The sequence below is a fragment of the Pseudoalteromonas sp. Ld19 genome, assembly GCF_045064135.1.
GTDB lineage: Bacteria > Pseudomonadota > Gammaproteobacteria > Enterobacterales > Alteromonadaceae > Pseudoalteromonas > Pseudoalteromonas aliena.
This window is the reverse complement of sequence record NZ_JBISHA010000011.1, coordinates 229,166-250,212: the sequence shown is the minus strand read 5'-3', so window position 1 is coordinate 250,212 and position 21,047 is coordinate 229,166. Positions and strand designations below refer to the sequence as shown.

General features: G+C 39.2%; 19 protein-coding genes. 14 read left to right on the top strand and 5 right to left on the bottom strand.

Annotated features, from left to right (window positions below; all coding sequences use genetic code 11):
* Positions 1 to 13: 13 nt before the first annotated feature.
* The 4 genes from astA to ACJJVZ_RS02515 all read left to right on the top strand — a co-directional run bounded on the left by astA (position 14) and on the right by ACJJVZ_RS02515 (position 4,299).
* Positions 14 to 1,048, top strand: coding sequence for an arginine N-succinyltransferase (gene astA, locus ACJJVZ_RS02530; protein WP_405597840.1), 1,035 nt, complete (start codon positions 14 to 16; stop codon positions 1,046 to 1,048).
* 7 nt (positions 1,049 to 1,055) lie between these two features.
* Entirely contained in the window at positions 1,056 to 2,522 is a 1,467-nt protein-coding gene (astD, locus tag ACJJVZ_RS02525; protein WP_405597837.1) for a succinylglutamate-semialdehyde dehydrogenase, read from the top strand.
* Between the two features lie 27 nt (positions 2,523 to 2,549).
* Positions 2,550 to 3,353: a DUF1338 domain-containing protein gene (locus ACJJVZ_RS02520; RefSeq protein WP_405597835.1), complete on the top strand. Its 804-nt coding sequence runs from the start codon at positions 2,550 to 2,552 to the stop codon at positions 3,351 to 3,353.
* Between the two features lie 100 nt (positions 3,354 to 3,453).
* Complete coding sequence (locus ACJJVZ_RS02515) at positions 3,454 to 4,299, top strand: hypothetical protein (RefSeq protein ID WP_405597833.1); 846 nt, start codon at positions 3,454 to 3,456, stop codon at positions 4,297 to 4,299.
* Positions 4,300 to 4,575: 276 nt separating this feature from the next.
* Here the strand turns inward: ACJJVZ_RS02515 and ACJJVZ_RS02510 are convergent, their stop codons facing one another.
* Both ACJJVZ_RS02510 and ACJJVZ_RS02505 read right to left on the bottom strand, forming a co-directional pair.
* Positions 4,576 to 5,856 carry a flavohemoglobin expression-modulating QEGLA motif protein gene (locus tag ACJJVZ_RS02510; protein ID WP_273048896.1) on the bottom strand — a complete coding sequence of 427 codons (1,281 nt, stop codon included), beginning with the start codon at positions 5,854 to 5,856 and terminating at the stop codon, positions 4,576 to 4,578.
* Positions 5,857 to 5,919: 63 nt separating this feature from the next.
* Positions 5,920 to 6,819: a redoxin domain-containing protein gene (locus ACJJVZ_RS02505; protein ID WP_405597830.1), complete on the bottom strand. Its 900-nt coding sequence runs from the start codon at positions 6,817 to 6,819 to the stop codon at positions 5,920 to 5,922.
* Positions 6,820 to 6,904: 85 nt separating this feature from the next.
* Between ACJJVZ_RS02505 and ACJJVZ_RS02500 the strand changes: the two genes are divergently transcribed.
* From ACJJVZ_RS02500 to ACJJVZ_RS02460, 9 genes are all read left to right on the top strand, one after another.
* A complete protein-coding gene (locus tag ACJJVZ_RS02500) occupies positions 6,905 to 7,720 on the top strand; it encodes a helix-turn-helix domain-containing protein (RefSeq protein WP_405597828.1) in 816 nt (271 codons plus the stop codon).
* An 84-nt stretch (positions 7,721 to 7,804) separates the two neighbouring features.
* Complete coding sequence (locus tag ACJJVZ_RS02495; RefSeq protein ID WP_008169639.1) at positions 7,805 to 8,062, top strand: DUF3081 domain-containing protein; 258 nt, start codon at positions 7,805 to 7,807, stop codon at positions 8,060 to 8,062.
* Entirely contained in the window at positions 8,062 to 8,367 is a 306-nt protein-coding gene (locus tag ACJJVZ_RS02490) for a hypothetical protein (protein WP_138584470.1), read from the top strand. The genes ACJJVZ_RS02495 and ACJJVZ_RS02490 overlap by 1 nt, the downstream gene beginning before the upstream one ends.
* Before the next feature lie 409 nt (positions 8,368 to 8,776).
* Positions 8,777 to 9,352: a transcriptional regulator BetI gene (gene betI / locus ACJJVZ_RS02485; RefSeq protein WP_193156629.1), complete on the top strand. Its 576-nt coding sequence runs from the start codon at positions 8,777 to 8,779 to the stop codon at positions 9,350 to 9,352.
* A gap of 1 nt (position 9,353) precedes the next feature.
* Positions 9,354 to 10,817, top strand: a complete 1,464-nt coding sequence (betB, locus tag ACJJVZ_RS02480) for a betaine-aldehyde dehydrogenase (protein ID WP_193156628.1) — start codon at positions 9,354 to 9,356, stop codon at positions 10,815 to 10,817.
* A gap of 11 nt (positions 10,818 to 10,828) precedes the next feature.
* A complete protein-coding gene (gene betA, locus ACJJVZ_RS02475) occupies positions 10,829 to 12,496 on the top strand; it encodes a choline dehydrogenase (RefSeq protein ID WP_405597825.1) in 1,668 nt (555 codons plus the stop codon).
* Between the two features lie 157 nt (positions 12,497 to 12,653).
* Positions 12,654 to 13,871, top strand: a complete 1,218-nt coding sequence (locus ACJJVZ_RS02470; protein ID WP_405597823.1) for a BCCT family transporter — start codon at positions 12,654 to 12,656, stop codon at positions 13,869 to 13,871.
* A 9-nt stretch (positions 13,872 to 13,880) separates the two neighbouring features.
* Positions 13,881 to 14,585 carry a TorF family putative porin gene (locus ACJJVZ_RS02465; RefSeq protein WP_405597821.1) on the top strand — a complete coding sequence of 235 codons (705 nt, stop codon included), beginning with the start codon at positions 13,881 to 13,883 and terminating at the stop codon, positions 14,583 to 14,585.
* Between the two features lie 112 nt (positions 14,586 to 14,697).
* Entirely contained in the window at positions 14,698 to 14,898 is a 201-nt protein-coding gene (locus ACJJVZ_RS02460; protein ID WP_259398947.1) for a hypothetical protein, read from the top strand.
* A 200-nt stretch (positions 14,899 to 15,098) separates the two neighbouring features.
* Here ACJJVZ_RS02460 and ACJJVZ_RS02455 read toward each other — a convergent pair whose 3' ends face one another.
* Both ACJJVZ_RS02455 and fdxA read right to left on the bottom strand, forming a co-directional pair.
* Positions 15,099 to 17,339, bottom strand: a complete 2,241-nt coding sequence (locus tag ACJJVZ_RS02455) for a carbohydrate binding family 9 domain-containing protein (RefSeq protein ID WP_273050185.1) — start codon at positions 17,337 to 17,339, stop codon at positions 15,099 to 15,101.
* A gap of 145 nt (positions 17,340 to 17,484) precedes the next feature.
* Complete coding sequence (gene fdxA / locus ACJJVZ_RS02450) at positions 17,485 to 17,808, bottom strand: ferredoxin FdxA (RefSeq protein WP_077535191.1); 324 nt, start codon at positions 17,806 to 17,808, stop codon at positions 17,485 to 17,487.
* 195 nt (positions 17,809 to 18,003) lie between these two features.
* Between fdxA and ACJJVZ_RS02445 the strand changes: the two genes are divergently transcribed.
* On the top strand, positions 18,004 to 19,611 hold the full coding sequence (locus tag ACJJVZ_RS02445; RefSeq protein ID WP_405597817.1) for an NAD(P)/FAD-dependent oxidoreductase: 1,608 nt from the start codon (positions 18,004 to 18,006) through the stop codon (positions 19,609 to 19,611).
* A gap of 130 nt (positions 19,612 to 19,741) precedes the next feature.
* Here ACJJVZ_RS02445 and ACJJVZ_RS02440 read toward each other — a convergent pair whose 3' ends face one another.
* Positions 19,742 to 21,046, bottom strand: a complete 1,305-nt coding sequence (locus tag ACJJVZ_RS02440; protein ID WP_193156623.1) for a DEAD/DEAH box helicase — start codon at positions 21,044 to 21,046, stop codon at positions 19,742 to 19,744.
* Position 21,047 lies beyond the last annotated feature (1 nt).

The following is a 21,047-nucleotide window of genomic DNA, read 5'->3' as shown; positions in this document are numbered from 1 at the left end:
GAGCAAGCAATAAATGCAAGTATTACGTCCTATTACTGCCAATGATTTTGACGCACTTAAACAAATTGCGATTGAATCAGGCCATGGATTTACCTCTTTACCTGTGGACGACGCACAACTTAAAGAAAAAATTGAACGTGCTGAAACAAGCTTTGCTAAGAATGTTAATCAACCACTCGATGGAAGCTATTTATTTGTTTTAGAAGACAGCGAAACCGGTGAAGTAGTTGGTACAACTGCTATTGAAGCCGCAGTAGGCTTATCGGTTCCTTTGTATCATTATCATTTAGGTAAAACTGTACATCACTCACCTACTCTAAATGTATATAACACTGTCGACATTTTAAGCATGTGTAACGACTACACAGGTTGCTCTGAAATATGTACATTGTTTTTGCGCGAAAACAGCCGCAAAGGTTTAACGGGTCGCTTTTTATCACGTTCACGCTTTTTGTTTATGGCTCAACATAGCGAGCGTTTTGCCGATACTGTTATCGCAGAAATGCGCGGTGTTAGCGACGAAGACGGTCACTCGCCTTTTTGGCAATGGCTGCAAGAGCACTTTTTTAGTATCGAATTTCCAGAAGCGGATCACTTAGTGGGCTTAGGCGATAAGGTATTTATTAGCGAATTAATGCCTAAATACCCAATTTATGTAAATTTGCTTAGCAAAAAAGCCCAAGCAGTTATCGGCCATGTGCATGAAAAAACAAAACCTGCGCTAAAATTATTAGAAAAAGAAGGGTTTGAGCACAGAGGCTACGTTGACTTATTTGACGCAGGCCCAACGGTTGAAGCAAAACTTGGTAATATTCGCAGCATTCGCGACTCTCAAGTTTGCCCTATTACGATTGGTGAGCTTGATCACATATCACAAAATAGCTCTGATACGCTGGCTGTATGTAATCAAGGCGTAAGTAGCTTTAGAGCAACATTTACTAAAGACGCACATTACAATCATGCAAAACACACTCTCGTTATTAGCCAAGACGTGGCTAATGCGCTTAATTTGAGCCAAGGAGATGCAGCGCGATTCTTTCGCTTGTAAATTACTTATGAATACACAACTAATTAATAACCAATGGCATGCAGGCCTTGGGCCAGCATTTGAGTCAATCAATCCAAGTAATGGCGATGTGGTATGGCACGGCAATGGTGCAAACGCTGAACAGGTCGATTCAGCGGTAAAAGCAGCCAAAGCAGCGCAAATGCAATGGGCAGACACACCGCTTGAAGATCGTATAGCCATTCTTGAAAACTTCGCAGCACAATTAAAAGAACACAGTGAAGAATTTGCGACCATAATTGCGCGCGAAACAGGTAAGCCATTATGGGAAACCCGCACCGAAGTGGGCGCAATGACAAGCAAAGTAGCGATTTCAGTTAAAGCGTACCATGAGCGTACCGGCACAACCGAAAACCCTATGCCCGGTGCTAAAGCGTTTATTAGACACAAGCCGCATGGCGTTGTGGCTATTTTTGGTCCGTATAACTTTCCTGGGCATTTACCAAACGGGCATATTGTTCCTGCAATTTTAGCAGGCAACACCGTGATATTTAAGCCATCAGAATTGACTCCGCACGTTGCAGAATTCACCCTCTCTCTTTGGCTAAAAGCAGGTTTACCGGCTGGTGTTATTAACCTTGTGCAAGGTGAAATTGAAACAGGTAAAGCACTTGCCTCTCATAAAGAGATTGATGGCTTGTTTTTTACAGGTAGCTCAAACACCGGACACTTACTACATAAACAATTTGCAGGACACCCAGGTAAAATATTAGCGCTCGAAATGGGTGGCAATAATCCTCTTATTGTAAAAAACGTGAGTGATTTGAGCGCTGCAGCGCACGACATTATTCAATCAGGCTTTATCACTTCAGGGCAACGCTGTACGTGTGCACGTCGTGTATTTATCGAAAAATCAGCTAACGGCGATGCTATCTTAGAAAAACTAATAAGTGCGACTAAAAATATTGTTGTCGACGATAGTTTTGCTACAGAGCAACCTTTTATGGGTGCAATGATAAGCGAAAAAGCAGCCCTTGGTATGGTCACCGCACAAAATGAATTAGTCTCAAAAGGTGCGAAGATACTTGTTGAACTAAAGCAATTAAAACTGGGTACAGGCTTTGTAAGCCCCGGTGTTATTGATGTAACACACGTTACTGACATGCCCGATGAAGAGCACTTTGGGCCACTTGTAAAAGTATATCGTTATACTGATTTTGACAGCGCTATTGCTGAAGCTAACAACACAAGCTTTGGTTTATCTGCTGGTTTACTAGCTGATAACGAGGACGATTACACTCACTTTTTAAAACGTATTCGAGCAGGTATTGTTAACTGGAATCGCCCTATTACCGGCGCCTCTAGTGCTGCACCGTTTGGTGGAATAGGCGCCAGTGGTAACCACAGAGCAAGTGCCTATTACGCCGCTGATTATTGTGCTTACCCTGTTGCATCTGTTGAATCAGACACAGTGAGCTTACCGAAAACCCTCGCGCCGGGCTTAATAATAGAATAACTAAATAACCAAATTTAAGGATTTAAAATGCATTCTAATGTAAACACATTATTTGATAACCTTTGGAAAAACTATTTAACAGTGACGCCATCGGCCGATAAGATTCATGACCTTTTAGGTTCAACGCAAAAAGATGACATCATTAACGACCATATTGCGCTGCGTACATTTAATATTGAAAAAGTAGGCCTTGAAAAACTCGCCGCTCACTTTTTAGCTATTGGTTACAAAGAATGTGGTGAGTACCACTTTGAAGCTAAAAAACTTTACGCAAAACACTATGAACATAGCGATCCGAATCAACCAAAAGTGTTTATTTCTGAGCTATTAGTCGAAAAATGCTCGCCAGAGTTACAAGCTATCGTAACCAATATGGTAAGCCAAATTGATGAAAATGCTGTCACTGCTGATAACTTTTTGTATTCAGGAACGCATTGGCAAGTAAGTACTGATACTTACAAGCAATTGCTAGCCGAAAGTGAATACGCGGCGTGGATGTCAGCGTGGGGCTATCGTGCAAATCACTTTACCGTCAATATTAATACCCTTGCTAAGTTTAATAACATACATGATGTTAACCAAGCGCTAAAAGACGCTGGCTTTGTACTTAATACATCTGGCGGCGAAGTAAAAGGCTCACCAGAGGTGCTACTTGAGCAATCATCAACACTTGCTGATGATTACGCTGTCACATTTAGTGATGGTGACATGCGTATTCCTAGCTGCTTTTATGAGTTTGCGATTCGTTACCCTAAAGCAGACGGCGAGCTTTATACTGGTTTTGTAGCAGCCTCGGCTGACAAAATTTTTGAAAGTACCAACGCACGTTAATTGAACCTGTTGTGTTTAAGTATAAAAAAAGCCCATATGGGCTTTTTTTATAAAGACAACTCAAGCATTTCTTGGTAGTTTTAAACAAAAAGGAAATTGCATGAATATTTTAAAATGTTGTATTTTCATTAGTTTACTTAGTTTACCTCTCCTAGCTGATGCTCAATATTCACTCACTATATTGTCTCGCGCGTACAATGACGATACGACTGAGCGTACAGCTGAAAAACGCTTTTATGCTCTTTTTCAACAAATACTACGCGATGAATTTAACATCACCACAGAATGGACCAACCATGCTCGCTTAATAAAGCGTTTATCCGGAACGCAGCCTGTATGCAGTTATAATTTGATTAAAACAAAGCAACGAGAAAAGCTTTTCTTGTTCTCTGAAATACCCACAACAATGTTCGTACAGCGTAAACTTTTTGGGTATAAAGAAACCCTACAAGGGCTACCAGAAACAGTGTCTGTTTCCAAACTACTTTCTAATAATAAAACATTTGGGATCCTTTCTTCAACAAGCTACCAACAGCTTGATACCATGTTTGCAGATTATCAGCATCAAGTCGCTTCTATAAATAGTGCCGATAGCTTTGCACAATTAGGACAACTACTCACACATAAGCGTATCGATATAATTGTTGACTATGAATATACTGTTAAATCATTTTTATCCGACGAACAATATGCCCAACTAGATAGCCGTTCAATAAGTGAATACCCTGAGTTTATTAATGGTTACTTTGCTTGCAGTCAAACAGACGAAGGCGAAAAAGCAATAACCTTAGTTAATCAGTATATGCGTACCCCCGCTATGTATGAATTTCTTAAGGGAGTTCACTATGACGGATTCGATGCAGATACTGCTAAACGCATGATGCACGTGTACGAAACAAAACATAATGTAACCCCTTTAAAACCAATAACTAAAATAAACAATTAGCTTGATTCATTAATAAGTTAATGTTTGGCTGTAACCCAAAATGGCGATTGAAATTATTGCTTACGGAAACAGTTAGGTATTCGTATTAAAGGTCTATTGCTCCACGAAGAGCGTTTTAATTGAGAACTTACAGCCCCTATATGTGACCGTATAGGTGTAATTACACAATTAAAACGCAGTTGCTCATCCCAACTGCGGTTTTTATTTTTATATTAAAAAGTAAATAGACGTTCCCTGAATGCAAATAGTGATTTAACTAACCAGTGGTCAAGTAAATTACAAAAACAACGGTTTATAGTCATTTTCTAACTTTTCAAACGATAAATCACCAATAAAGCGACCGAAGCTCAGCCAAGTTGCTAAACCGCGTAAATCTTTAAAGTGTGGTGGCACAAACTGTGGGCTTTCTATTACACCTAAATCATGTAGTTGAGATATTAATCTAAAATCATCTATCGATATTTTACCTACCAGTAATAAAGGCAGCCTATCGATTCGACCAAGCTGAATTGCCACTCGAATTAAGTTATATACCAAAACAAAGCCTTTAATGTAGGCAATATCTTTTGTAAAAGGAAGACCTGTTGCTGTACTGCCTCTAAAAACACGCTGCGCGAGTGTATAGCTGTCGTCTTTTGATAAACCTTGCGCTACGTAATCACGGTAAATATCGACAAACTCAGCCCCATCAATTACTTTTGTTACGGCTTGAATACGATTAACTAATTTTGATAAGCGCCTAGGGGTCGATTTTAAAGTAATAATTTCGGTTAAAACAGCGAGTCCTTCTTGAGTAATGGTAGAACTAGGCGTACCTTTACTTAAACACGTTAAATACGGCTGCGCTAAGCCATTTTGAGTTGTGCCAACATGTATCCACCCTTCGTGTACTTCTAAAATATCCAGCTCACGTTGGGAGAATTTTACATCTTGATTAAGCTTAATATTATTAGCGCCCGCCGCTGCATCACTAACAATACCATCGCTAAGCATGACCTCTACATTTATCCCCGCCATACTCGCATTAACTTGCTCTGACAAAATGCGTACAGCATCAACTGCATCAATATTTTTAGGATCATCAGGTAATATGTCAGCGACGAGCAAGTTTTTTAATGGTTTATCTAACATATTAGCAAGCTCGGAAAGTGATGGCTCACCTGCGTGAAATAAGTCTTTAGGATGGCCAAACAACTCCACCGATAAATCATGAAATTCTGGCGTGCCACGATACTCAAGCATACTCAATACTGTTTTATACTCAGTACACATTTTCCCCATGTATTGAGCAATCGGATTTAACTGCCCCAATTGGTTAATAATGTTGCGGTGCAAAGTAGAAAACGCTTGGCGCAGCTCACTAGGTACAAAACCGAGGTCGCGCTGTTGGTAATATGCGCGATCGATAAGTGGGTTTTTTTGGCATTTTTGCCTAAAAAACTCCTCCTTAGTTTGTTTATCCCAATTGATTGCATCAAGTATCCTGATCGGTGTTTGCAGGACAATTAGTTGATCGGATAACTCACGAGTTTTAAGTAGTAACGCCTTGTCTATCATGCTCTAAGCTCAACAAAAAATGAGCTTAGAGCATAGGTTAGAATACGCGATTCTCAAAGTGAATTATTGAATATTTTCAAGACTAATGTGCATTGAAAAATCAGTGATCCGTTCGATTATTTTACCATCTTTATAAATAATCAAAGTGGGCACAATTGATATGCTATTTTCAATAAATAGTTCATTACCAAAATCAATACTGATTGGGTGTCGAACATTAAATTTAGTAATATACTCTGTCGCCGCATGCGCATCTGTCCATAGCTGACTAATACGTGATTCAATTGTAAATCCTTGCTTAAACAATCGATTTACTTGGCTTTGTCCATTTATGCAGTTTTTAGACATGCTTGGTCGCGAGTCAGCTAAATACCAATCGCACCATGCTGCGGTAAAATACACCCCTTTTATCCCCTTCTCGGGTATGCGCAGCAACGCTGGCTGATGTCTACCTTGGGCAGCTAAAAGTTGGGTTTGTTTGCTAAGGCCATCGTGTGATAATAATTTAAGGGTTTTATTCAATGCGCTATCTGCATCATGTCCTTGATAAATAACTTTACCAGTTCGATCTAGTAGCACATGATAAGGGGTTCCTAAAAATTGATAATATTGCGCCACGCGCCCCGTATTATCTGTCATCATCGGCATACTCAAACCAAATTTTTTCTTAACGCTTTGAATCGCTTTTTGAGTTTCGTTTAAATCGATATTGATCGCGATGAACTGTATTTTATCTCCATATACTTCAAATGCTCGTTCGAAGTGTGGCATTTGCTCCATACAAGGCGCGCACCACGTTGCCCAAAATTTCAAATAGGTGGGCTTTTTACCTACATAGTCATCCAAACTAATTTGCTCGCCTGATTCACTTTGTAAAACGAGTGATGGTTCAGTTGCTTTTATCGTATGGCAAATGCTGAATAAAATTAGCCCAACTAAACAACTAATCACTTTATTTCTCATATATATCTCCTTAAAATAAAAGCAGAATATCATTACGATAAACTGTGGTATTGTAAGATTACGACATGTAATAAGGAGATTAATCGTGATACCTAACGCACAACCGATAGCATTAGATGGCTTTCAAAAAGCAAGTGTCAGTCCAGTATTAAGCTCCTTTATTGACAGCTATTGGTGTATAAAAAGTACCGAGTATGCTCCCAAAACAACCCATTTTTTGCACTCTGACTGTGCTTCGGGAATAATATTTAACTTTCAACAACCACTCACAATTAACGACTCTCGTTTAGATAGTGACGGTTATATCTGCACCACATTTTTTCAGTCACAGAAGCTAAATTTAACAAAAAACATTGATGCGCTAGGTGTAAGGTTTAAACCTGCTGCGACAAAATTATTCACCGACTTTCAGGCTAAAGATATTAGAGATTTAATTACTACAGATGTATGCACATTTTCAACTAATTATATGTATGATCAACTAGCTAACCATGACTCCTTTTGCGCACAAGTCCACTTTTTAAATGGCTTTTTTACAGCTCATCTGCACACAAAAACAATAAATATTGCACAGCAACACATTAGCCAATCATTACTTGGTATAGTGAGTAAAATGTGTGGGAATTTAACGCTAGGTGATTTGAGTACTAAAACGGGCTTACATACAAAAAAAATTGAGCGTTTATTTGCCGAGTATATAGGTATGAACTTTCGACAATGCTCTCAAATAATAAAAGCAAAGCTGGCGATGCAGGCTATAAAAACACAACCCAATTTACCACTAGCCGAGCTTGCTTTAACATTAAATTACTTTGATCAGGCACACTTTACTAATCAGTTCAAAAAAATAATCGGTGTAACGCCTGCAAATTATCGACAGATAAAGCACAAAACCGCCTAAGTTATAAACAATTCCAATGTAATTACTTGTAAAGTAAACCAATTAAAAGTTTTACACGTAGCATAATAAAACTAAGGAATGCACATGAAAAATGAACTCGATAACAAACAAATTTTGGCCGTGTATGAACGTATCATCCAAAAAGGTGAAATGACTGATGAAGGTAAACATTATCAGGGTGTTACAGCTTATTCAGACGTAGATGGCTATACGGTATATTTACAAGGTAGTGGTGTTGAACTGCGCTTTGGTTTTCATAACACCTACCACCTTGACTACGAACATGAAAAGCATAAAGACGACTTTTTAAAAAAATTATATAACATTGCAAACGAGAGCTAATGCATCCACGAAAAATAAGAAACCGCCCTACCAGCAAGCTCAATACTACTTTTATTAACCAAGTAGTAGAAGAGCTTCGAGCCGATCCAAGCAAAATATCAATTATTCAAAACAACCTAGAACAATACCGCTCTCAAACTCATTTAAAGCGTGGGTTCTTGCTGGCTATAGAGCGCTTTGATTGGGTTTTCGAAGCAAGTACAGACATTAACTTTATCTGTCAGCAAATTTTAGCTGATGACTATATTGGCAACAGGCTAAGACGCTACCCATTACTTTTTAAAGGCGTTATCAGTCGTGTTTAATCCCCTATCCCCGTGTTTAATGCGCAATTTAAATACACATATTATGCTTGACTGCTATTTATTAGAACACTAAGTAATTAGCCCTTTTACTTTTGGTTGTATTAAAATAATACTATTAGCACTCTAACTATTAACCTACTAACGATTTTTTAATCTTTTTACCTGCTTATATCAGTAAAGAAATCGTTACTCTGTATACGTGCAATCACAATTAATTTAACCCATTGTTTTCATTGATTTTAAATCGAGTTGAAAATTCTAGCGCTTGACTCATTAGTTATAAAAATATTAATAAATTGTCTACACTTTGGCATCTATATGTTCAGCACAGCCTTGAATTGTTAGAGCTATTACCTTAAGCTTATCTTTATTGAACGTTCAATTAATAAAAATTATGCCTAAAGTAGGAATGGAACCGGTCAGGCGTCAGCAGTTAATTGACGCCACTATAGAGTCAGTTGCTAATAAAGGACTGCAAGGGACAACTATAAACAGCATTAGTAAAAATGCGGGTTTATCGTCAGGCATAATAAGTCATTATTTTGGTGGTAAGCAGGGGCTCATTGAAGCCACTGTAAGGTACTTATTAACAAGCTTAAAGCAAGATTTGATAGGCAAGGTCAGCTGTCAAACAAATGCCATTGAACGTTTAATGTTTATTATTGAAGCCAACTTTGCACTTGTACAGCAGCGTAATGATACAACCCGAACGTGGTTAAGTTTTTGGGCGCAATCGATGCATGACGAAGAGCTACACAGATTACAAAACGTAAACAGTAAACGCTTGCAAAGTAATTTAGCATTTTCTTTTAAGCAATTAATGCCTACTGAGCAAGCAAAACAAGCTGCAGAACTTAGCGCCGCAATGATTGATGGCCTATGGTTAAGAGCAGTACTGAGCAAGTCAGACAATAATCAGTTTAAACACAGTGAAAAGTTAGCAAAAAACTACGTACTTTCACTTATAAAGCAATATGGAGCTTAGCGTGACTACACCTGTCTATCAAAATTTTATTAACGGCCATTTCCTTGCAAACCAGAGCGGCAAAACATTTGATGTAACAAACCCTGCAACAGGCGAAGTTATTTACGCAGTAGAAATTGCCGACGAATTTATTCAAAACGCAGCTATTGAAAGTGCAAAACAAGGTTTTGCCCAGTGGTCAGCAATGTCGCCAATCGAGCGTAGCCGTATTTTATTAAAAGCAGTGGCTATTTTACGCGAGCGCAACGATGAGCTAGCACTAGTCGAAGTACTCGACACAGGTAAACCAATGCAAGAAGCAAATTGTGTTGATATTGAAACTGGCGCTGATGTAATTGAATACTTTGCAGGCTTGGCGCCAGCACAAGTTGGCCAACAGCAAATGGTTGGTAATGACTTTTACTACACACGTAAAGAACCATTAGGTATTTGTGCGGGTATTGGTGCATGGAACTACCCACTACAAATTGCATGTTGGAAGTCGGGCCCTGCTCTTGCAGCGGGTAATGCATTTATATTCAAACCATCAGAAGAAACGCCACTGGGCGCTCTTAAACTTGCAGAAGTATTTGTTGAAGCTGGCGTACCTGCAGGTGTGTTTAATGTTGTTCAAGGTGCTGGGGACGTAGGCCAGTGGCTGACGCAGCACAGCGAGATTGACAAAGTATCCTTCACGGGTGAAGTGGGTACAGGCAAAAAGGTAGTGGCAAGTGCTGCCGGTACGTTAAAAGATGTCACGATGGAACTCGGTGGTAAATCTCCACTATTAGTATTTGATGATGCCAACATTGAGCAAGCGGTTAGCGCCGCTATGCTAGGTAATTTTTATACGCAAGGCGAAATTTGTACTAACTGTACACGTATTTACGTTCATAAAAATATCTATCAGCAGTTTATTGATGAGCTTAAAGCGCGCACTGAGAAAAACATTATTGCTGGCGACCCACAAGATTTAAATACAAACTTTGGCGCACTTATTTCTAAAAAGCACCAAGACCTAGTAATGAGCTACGTTCATAAAGGTATTGAAGAAGGCGCAACACTACTAACCGGTGGTACAACGCTTTCACCTGAATCTGCACCTAATGGATACTTTGTAGCACCAACTGTGTTTATTGATTGTAATGACGAGATGACTATCGTTAAAGAAGAAATATTTGGTCCAGTAATGAGCGTGCTTGTTTTTGACGATGAAGACGATGTGATTGCACGCGCTAACGGTACACACCTAGGCTTAGCGGCTGGCGTATTTACTACCGATATCAAACGTGCGCACCGCGTTATTCATCAACTACAAGCTGGCATTTGTTGGATTAATGCATACGGTAACTCACCTGCTGAAATGCCCGTTGGCGGTTATAAGCAATCGGGTATTGGCCGCGAGAATGGTATTCAAACGCTTGATCAATACACGCAAACCAAATCTATTTATGTTGGTATGGCCGACATAGAAAGTCCATTTTAAGGCGCCTAACTATGAGTAATCATTACGACTATATTATTGTTGGCGCAGGCTCGGCGGGTTGTGTTTTAGCAAATCGCTTGTCTGAAGATTCAAGTAACCGTGTTTTGTTACTTGAAACCGGTGGCAGTGATAAAAGCATTTTTATAAAAATGCCAACCGCGTTATCTATCCCAATGAATAGTGACAAATACGCATGGCAGTTTCATACACAACCAGAGCCTCATTTAGATAACCGTGAGATGCATTGTCCACGAGGCAAAGTATTAGGCGGTTCGTCATCTATTAATGGCATGGTGTATGTACGCGGTCACGCTAAAGACTTTGACGAATGGCAACAACACGGTGCTGAGGGTTGGGATTACCAATCATGTTTACCGTATTTTCAAAAAGCAGAAAGCTTTTACCTTGGTGAAAATACTTACCGTGGTGGCAAAGGCCCGCTTGGCGTTAATAACGGCAACGAAATGAAAAACCCGCTTTACCGCACGTTTATAAAAGCAGGTGTACAAGCCGGTTATGCTTCTAGCGATGACTACAACGCGTCGCAGCAAGAGGGTTTTGGCCCAATGCACATGACCGTTAAAGACGGCGTGCGCAGCTCTGCGTCTCGTGAGTATTTAGACCCTGTTAAATCGCGTAGTAATTTAACGATTATTACAGGTGCACTGGCACAACGCGTGATTTTAGATGGTAAAAAAGCCACTGGCATTGAATACAAAGTAAATGGCGATGTTAAAACCGCGCATGCTGCAAAAGACGTTATATTAAGTGCAGGCCCAATCGGCTCTCCACATATTTTACAACTCTCTGGTATTGGTGATACTCAAGCGCTTGAAAAAGCAGGCGTTGAAGTACAGCATCATCTACCAGGTGTTGGTCAAAATTTACAAGATCATCTCGAATTTTACTTTCAATACAAATGTAAGCAGCCAATCACGCTAAATGGCAAATTAGGGCTTATTTCAAAAGGGTTGATTGGCGCGCGCTGGTTATTAACACGTTCGGGTTTAGGTGCAACGAATCATTTCGAATCGTGTGCGTTTATTCGCTCAAAACCAGGCGTTGAATGGCCAGATATCCAGTATCACTTTTTACCAGCGGCTATGCGTTACGATGGACGAAGTGCATTTGCAGGTCATGGTTTTCAGGTACATGTTGGCCATAATAAACCAAAAAGCCGTGGTAGTGTAATAATTGCTTCAGCGAACCCTGAGCAACCACCAACGATTTTATTCAATTACCTTGAACATCAAGATGATATTGAAGGCTTTAGAGCGTGCGTTCGCTTAACACGCGACATAATCGAACAAACAGCCTTTGATGAATACCGCGATGAAGAAATTCAACCAGGTAAACATATTCAAACAGATGAAGAAATAGATGCCTTTGTACGCCAAGCTGTAGAAAGTGCCTACCACCCTTCTTGCTCGTGCAAAATGGGTGAAGATGATATGGCCGTAGTTAACTCAAATACGCAGGTACATGGGATTGAAAGCTTGCGCGTTGTTGATTCGTCTATTTTTCCAACCGTCCCTAACGGAAACTTGAATGCACCAACCATTATGGTTGCCGAAAAAGCGGCAGATATAATTTTAGGGAACAAACCTTTACCAAAATCGGATGTGAATGTTGCCATAACGTCAAATTGGCAAGAAACGCAACGAAGTACACAGTTCTAACTTTAGCCATGTGCTTGATTTAGCCTCGTCGGGCTAAATCAATGCGTGCCTTGCAGTGGCACACGATGTAAATAGGTTACGTTGTGTTTATGCAAGAACAAAACAATAAAATACGGAGTGCTTATGAATTATTTTTATTCATCTTTGGAGGGTAACAATGACTATTTGGCTTAATGCAGGCATCATTTTTACCTTACTTGCCATTATCACTATTTTAATTAAATGGGGTAATGTTCGCGTAGTAGGTGTAACACCAGTAAGAACCTTCACATTTATAGCAATACTATTTACTTCTGGCCTTGATGTTGGCCTTATTATGTTTCCTTTAACTGAGTTTGCAGGTTATGCAGACATAAAAGCAAGCCCAGAATACGCGTTTGCAAACCCGCTTGCTATAGAATTTGGCTATTGGGGATTCTTGATCTGGGGATTTTACTTTCTTACGTGCTTTTATTTCTGTGTAATAGAACCTAAAGTTAAATTTTTCGAAATTCCTTGGGTTAAATTTATCAATAATGTTGTAATTATTGGTACGTGTGCATTTACCGCTTATTTATTATTGACCAATCTACCTTGGTACTTACCTGAGTTAGGTGATGGCACCAGCGTAGTCACTGAGTTTTACTTTATTGTATTTGCAGCAATATGTTTTGCAGTGTATTCAAGTACCGACATTAAATATGTGCGTATTTTAAGTATTGCTACCACTTGGTTATTCTTAGCACTCATTGGTTTTATGTGGGTTGGCGCATTTGTAATTGGCGACAGCGAAATGTCTGCATTTACAAATAACTTAGGCTCAATTGGTACTTACTTTGCTAATATCAATCAATTTGTGTTACCGCTAAATGATTACCATGAATTCTATCTATTCTGGTGGTTTGCGTGGAGCATAATGATTGGTCAATTTACATCACGCTTTGTCGGCGGGCTTAAAACCTACCAAGTATTAGGGGCAATGTTAATTTTCCCTTCTATTCCAATCGCAATTTGGTTTAGCGTACTTTATCACTACCACGAAGCAGGTATTCCAACTCAAGGAATCAAAAACTTTGCCATGGTATTTGTAGGTATCGTATTTGTTATTAACTCACTCGATTCGTTAGTGCGTTTATATACGGATAACCTAAACTTTACCGTGAAACGTTTTGGTAAAATGAAATATATACTTGGAAATGTTGTCGCTTTGTCGTTACTTACACTATTGTTCAAATTAGAATTTCTACAAATTCAATGGGTCGGTGCACTCGTTATAGGTTTATTCTTTATCTGCGCTGCATTTATTGGGTACAGTAAATTCAAAACAGTAACAGATATAGACAGTTCACCAAAAGCAAACAAAATAGATTACAAAAAAATAGACACAGTACACTAGGGATTAATGATGAATAACAAACTAAAACAACTTGTAGTAGCACTACCATTTGCACTTTTATCAACAACTGCGGCAGCTGATTGGTCAACAACAATCACAGCAGCGTCTGACTACACCTTTAATGGTGTAACACAAACAGACAACGATCCAGCGATTCAAGGTAGCTTAGATTATGCTTTTGATAGCGGCGTCTACGCTGGTGTGTGGGCTTCAAATGTAGATTTTGGTGATGACACTGATTTTGAGCTTGATGCTTACGTAGGCAAGTACGTGCAACTTAATGAGCAATTTAGTGTTGACTACGGTATTGCTTATTACACTTACCAAGGTAATAACAGTGACGGTAACTACGCTGAGGCATTCACTAAATTTGGTTATGCCAGTGAATATGGCCAAACAGAACTTAACTTTTGGTACAGCTGGGATTACTTTGGTTACGATACAGGCCATGTAATTTCTATGATTGCGCACACGTTTGAAATAGCGCCAAATCATGCAATACGTGCAAGCTTTGATATTTCAAATGCACTTGATGGCGATAAATTCTTATGGGATCCTGCAAAGCAGAAGAAATCTTACAACCATTATCGCCTAGCTTATCAAACAAGCTATGAAGGATTTGGTATTGAAGTAGCGGCTGAAAACACAAGCTTAGATTACGATTATGCAGATGAGCGTATTGTTTTAGCAATTTCACGCACATTTGATTTGTAACTCAAAAATTACTAAAAAAGCCTCTTTATGAGGCTTTTTTTATGTCGTTTAGATAGTAACCACGCTTAAAGTATTCTTAACTAGCTGTATTGAAAAGATATTCAAAACTGAAATGTCTACAATGACAGTAGCAAAAACAACGAGAGTTTTGTGGATTAACATATTAACAGCGATTATTAGAAAGCATAGGAAAGGATTATTAAATGCAGTTAATGGAGCATTTGATTTTCTGAGAGAAAATGCAGCTAGTACGCACCCCAAACGCGATCGAAAAACAGAAGTATTTCAGTATGGGGTAGAGCCAAATTTTTAAGGCTTTACTTAAAATTTTTCTCAAGTACCTACCTATGACATCCATGTAGGCAGCAAAGAGTAAACTCCCCCTAGCAGCGCATGTTTGGTATTTATGCTACGTTATTGCCTGATTAAGTGCTTTAAGTTCGGGCTATAAACCATTGTTTAAAGCCCCGAGATGTTTAGCGTTAATTTATGCACGTAAATGCACACACATTATCACAACTGCCACGCGTAACTCACTTTTGTGAAAAATGTACGCTTATCTCGCTCAACACTATTGAGTTTATCGTCTTGATAACCTTTGTCTGAGTAACCTAAATAAAATAATGTTTGTGCGTTAATTTTATACGAGTAAACAAGCTGGCTACCGTAATCCTTATTCGTTCTGCTTACTTGATAAAAATATGCGTCTTTATTTTTATCAATATCTTCAAATTGTAAAATTAACTTGAGCATTGAACGCATATTAAACTTATAATAAAGTCTAAAATCAATTAAGTTAGCAGTAAATACACGCTCATTTTGCGGATTATCTAACTGACTATATTTATGTTTTACGTCAAGCTGCCAATGATCGTTAATATCCCATACCACTTGAGTTTGCGTATTGAGTACATCACCTAGTTGTTCATTTGCGTAATCAATACGACTTGCATACTCAGCGTATAACGAAACCATTAAATCTTTATTGGGTTTAAAAGTGGTGTAAATATAACCAATATTTTGGTTATAGAAACTATTGTTATAATTTTCATAGCGGTGTACGAAGCCAATTTCAAAAGTGGACTGTTTTTGGCCTTTAAAGCTTAAAAAACCTTCATGCTCTTCTTCAAGTAAATCACCATTTTTCGCCCATGTTTTATCCCAGTCCGCTTCATATGACCAGGACGTCAATAAGTCACTTTCATCTCGGTACCATGTCTGTCCGCCACCAAAAACAATTTTTTCGTAGTCAACTTTCTCTTGGTAACCTAAATCAGTTCGGTAATCTTCTCCAATATTTTCATACGATGTAAATAATTTATAATCTCGTTTATCACGAGTGAGTTCTAATGAGTAAGCTTGATCAGATTGCGTTTCTGCTAAACTATAATTTTTAACTAAAAAATTAGAGTTATGCGTATCAGCTGTAGCAACCTGATACATAAACGTGTCTGACTGATTAAACCAATAGCTACCATCTACCGATAAGACTGTATTATGATAATCATCACTCTCTCTGTGAGTACTTGAAATACCAATTGTGCCGTTTTCGCCCATATCAAACTGATACCTTGCTGCGGCAGCATTCGTTTTATCATTTAAAGCTGCAACACTTGAGTTTTGATTACTTGGAAGCAAAATATTACTATTGTCGTCATCCGCTAACATAAGTGCATAGCTATGATCGCCTGTTTTCCCTGTTAACTTTGCACCTATTGTTGGCTCTGCAATCGTACGCGTGTATAAAAGCTCAAATAAGTTGCTTTTAAAATAAGATGCGCCATCTAAAAAGAATGGTCGCTTTTCAGCATAGTAAACTGAGAATGTAGTATTAACATCAAGCTCTAGTGAGTCGGTTTCTACTTGTGAAAAATCAGGGTTAATGGTTGCGTTTATAACGGCATCTTTTGTTAAGCCCCAACGCAGGTCTAAACCCACTTCGGTGTCAATATCGCCATTATTCCAATCACCTGGAACTTTTGATTTAGTATCGTGGCGTAACGTCGTTAATGTGGGTGTAAGTTGAACATTGCTACTTGACTCAATTTCTTTAAATCCGGTTATTTTATCAAACTGGCAAAGGCTGCATTTTACATCGCGATCAAAGCCCATGTTTGATAGCTGATATAGCACATCTCTTTGGTAGTTTCTCATCACTGAGAAGCCCCATGTCAGCTCTTTCTCATTCTCAGGAAAACGCAGTGCCTTGAAAGGAATACGCATTTCAACAACATAGCCTTCCTCATTTATTTCTCCAGCGCTATCCCAAATAGCATTCCATGAAGTATCAGAGCTCCACCCATCAGTATCGGTCATGCGAATATCGCCCTGCGCGCCAAGCGGATTGACATGAAATTCGTAGCCCGTGCGCTCATCATTAAATGTGTCAATAACAAGAATGACTACGTCATCTTGCCAAAGCGTATCTCGGTCACGTAAAGATGCACGTATTTGTTCTGGATCAGGATCTTGCGCTATAAAAGCAACATACAAGTTAGTACCGTCATCATAAATATAAGCATCCGTTTTTACTGGCGGCACCCCTTTTTCATTGGGTTCATCTTGGTAAATGAGAGGAATGTGCGTCGCATTTTTCCATTGAGGTTCATCCATAACGCCATCGACTGTAATATTATCGTCAATACGGGCTAGAGAAAAATGCTGCTTATCGGCAAAAGCGTTGGCACTAGTCAACAAGGCTAGCGTTAATAAGAAAAGAGATAGTTGTTTTTTTATAATTATAAAATAATGCATAAACATCCATTTAAACTGATCTGACTCAATAAGAGCAACTGTTAAGTTGGATTGTAATTTATGCAGGTACATTTGTTAATACCTTGCAAAAATTATAATGCAAAATATTAACTAATTAATAATAAAGGCGTACTATTTTTACCCGTTATGTGTCGAGGAGTTTCAGTTTATCTGCCACCCCATTCCACATATCAGCATCATCAGGGGCGGGTTTTACTTGTGTAATTCGCGGCCATACTAGTGCAAGCTCCGCGTTTAGCTCTGTAAACTCTTTTTGGGATTCAGGTAATTCATCTTCTTGGTATATAGCATCAGCTGAACATTCAGGTACGCACAAACCGCAATCAATACAGTCAATTGGGCTAATAGCTAAAAAATTAGGGCCTTCGAAAAATGCATCTGCTGGGCACACTGATACGCAATCGGTGTACTTACATTTTATACAATTTTCGGTAACTACAAACGCCATACTATTTTAATACCTAAGATTTTAAACAACAGTTGTGGATCATACCCATCCACTCCAAAAATACAATAAATAAGTGCCATATCACCCTATTTTAACGTAAAATGCGCGCCTAATGTTTGCACACCCGTTGTGCCCTGCATCCCCTTATTGTGAGCGGTAAATAAATCCCCGCTATGACACCTAAAAGAGATATAAATGATACGTTTAACCGAAATAAAGCTGCCACTTGATCATGACGAAAATGCAATAGGCCAAGCCATTGTAAATAAACTAAAAATCCAACCAGAACAATTGCACAGCTTTAATGTGTTTAAACGTGGTTATGATGCACGTAAAAAATCAGCTATTTTACTTATTTATACACTCGATATAGAAGTTGATAACGAAGCCGAGCTACTCGCTGTATTTGAAAAAGATCAACATGTAAAAGTAGCGCCAGACACAAACTATAAATTTGTAGCCCAAACCAGCGAAAATATAACAGAGCGCCCTGTGGTTATTGGTTTTGGTCCGTGTGGTTTATTTGCTGGCTTATTACTTGCTCAAATGGGCTTTAAACCCATTATATTAGAGCGCGGTAAAGAAGTACGCGAGCGCACAAAAGACACATTCGGCTTTTGGCGTAAACGTACACTCAATACAGAGTCAAACGTACAATTTGGTGAAGGCGGCGCAGGTACGTTTTCAGACGGTAAATTATACAGCCAAGTAAAAGATCCAAAACATTACGGCCGTAAAGTCATTACTGAATTTGTAGAAGCAGGCGCCCCCGATGAAATTTTATACGTGAGTAAGCCGCACATTGGTACATTTAAACTTGTCACCATGATTGAAAAAATGCGCGCACGCATTATTGAACTCGGCGGTGAAATTCGCTTTAGCACACGTGTTGACGATATTCATTTAGACGACGGGCAAGTCACAGGTTTAACGCTTTCAAATGGCGAGCAACTAAACACTCGCCATGTTGTATTAGCTGTTGGCCACAGTGCTCGCGACACGTTTGATATGATCCACAAAAAAGGCATTTATGTTGAAGCTAAACCATTTTCAGTTGGTTTTAGAATTGAGCATAAACAGTCAATGATTGATGAATGTCGATTTGGTACAAACGCGGGTAACCCTATTTTAGGCTCTGCCGATTATAAACTTGTTCATCATTGTGATAATGGTCGCACAGTTTATAGTTTTTGCATGTGTCCAGGTGGCACCGTAGTTGCTGCAACGTCTGAAAAAGGTCGCGTTGTTACCAACGGTATGAGCCAATATTCACGAAGTGAGCGTAACGCTAACAGCGCTATTGTGGTAGGTATATCACCAGAGCAAGATTTCCCAGGCAATCCACTTGCTGGTATAGATTTACAACGCAAACTGGAAGAGCAAGCGTATGAGCTTGGTGGTAGTAACTACGATGCACCAGCACAGTTAATTGGTGATTTTTTAAAAGGCAAATCATCTGCAGATTTAGGTGAAGTGCAACCGTCTTATACACCCGGTATTAAATTAACGGATTTAAGTAAAGTACTTCCACAATTTGCTATTGATGCACTTCGCGAAGCAATACCTGCGTTTAATAAACAAATTCGTGGTTTTTCAACTAACGATGGATTATTAACCGGCGTTGAAACACGTACCTCGTCGCCTATTAGCATTAAGCGTGATAAAACATTCCAAAGTATTAATACTAAAGGGCTTTACCCAGCAGGTGAAGGCGCAGGCTACGCTGGCGGTATTTTATCAGCAGGTATTGACGGTATTAAAGCGGCTGAAGCCGTTGCACTCTCTATGCTAGAAAACGTTTAAACTTCTTTTTGTTAACACCATTGGTCAAGTGTTTTATTACTTAATGGTGTTACTATTTTTCGAGAGGTGTTTTCACAAGGCACAAAAAAACCTGAGTAAACTCAGGTTTTTTTAAACTAAACGGCGTTAACTATGACTTTTTAAGTGACAGTTTTTCGCCTTTTAAGCTTTTACGAATACTTGATATACGTGAGCGGTTAACTGCACGAGCTTCACCCGTTGCCTGCCCTGATAATTTATTAGCGCGTGTACGGCGTAAATGCGCTGGTTTTTTACCAATTTTATCAATCAGTACTTCACGGTTACTCACTTCGTAACCTTCTAAATATACACGCTTAATCTTTTGACCAATTAGCGTTTCAATTTCGAACAAGGTGTTTTCTTCTTCACGGCTCACAAATGAGATAGCTTGCCCTTGACGACCTGCACGACCTGTACGACCAATACGGTGCACGTAATCTTCTGCAAGCCATGGCAAATCAATGTTAATTACGCGCGGTAAACCGTCAATATCGATACCACGAGCAGCCACTTCTGTAGCCACTAATACGCGCACTTTACCTTCTTTAAATTCACGAAGTGCACGACGACGATTACCTTGAGATTTATCACCGTGACAAACGCCAGCCGGAATACCATCAAGGTTAAGCTCTTTTACAAGCTCGTCTGCTGTTTCTTTCATATTTACGAATACAAGCACTTGTTGCCAGTTTTTCTTACCAATTAATTCAGAAAGTAGCTCTTGTTTACGACGTTCTTCAACAGGGTAAACAACATGCTCAACCGTGCTTGCTGTACTGTTAGTTTGATCAACACGTACTATTTCGGCTTGTTTCAATACTTTAGATGCAAATTGTTTAATCGCTGCTGGGAATGTTGCAGAGAACAGTAAAATCTGGCGCTCTTCTGCACAGCTTTTAATGACATTTTGCATATCTTCAATAAAGCCCATATCAAGCATACGGTCAGCTTCATCAAGAACAAGGTGCTTAACACTTGCAAGGCTTAAGTTACCTAAACGAATATGGTCAAATAAACGACCCGGTGTTGCAACAACAACATCAACGCCTTCTTTTAAAGAATTTGCTTGGCCGGCAGTGCTAACACCGCCAAATAAGCTCACTACTTTAAGCGATGTATGCTTTGCAAAATCTCTAAAGTTATTTGCAATTTGTTCTGCAAGTTCGCGCGTTGGCGCAAGGACTAATGCATGAGGTGCATTCGTTGTGCTGAGTTCAGACTCAACCAATTTTTGGATGATAGGTAAAGCAAACGCGGCAGTTTTGCCGGTACCAGTTTGTGCACTGGCTAAAACGTCTTTACCTTTACGAACAGCAGGGATTGCTGCGCGCTGAATGGGCGTAAGAGTGTGATAGTTAAGTTCGTCCAACGCCTGGATGATTTCAGGAGCGAAACTAAAAGATTTAAAATTCATG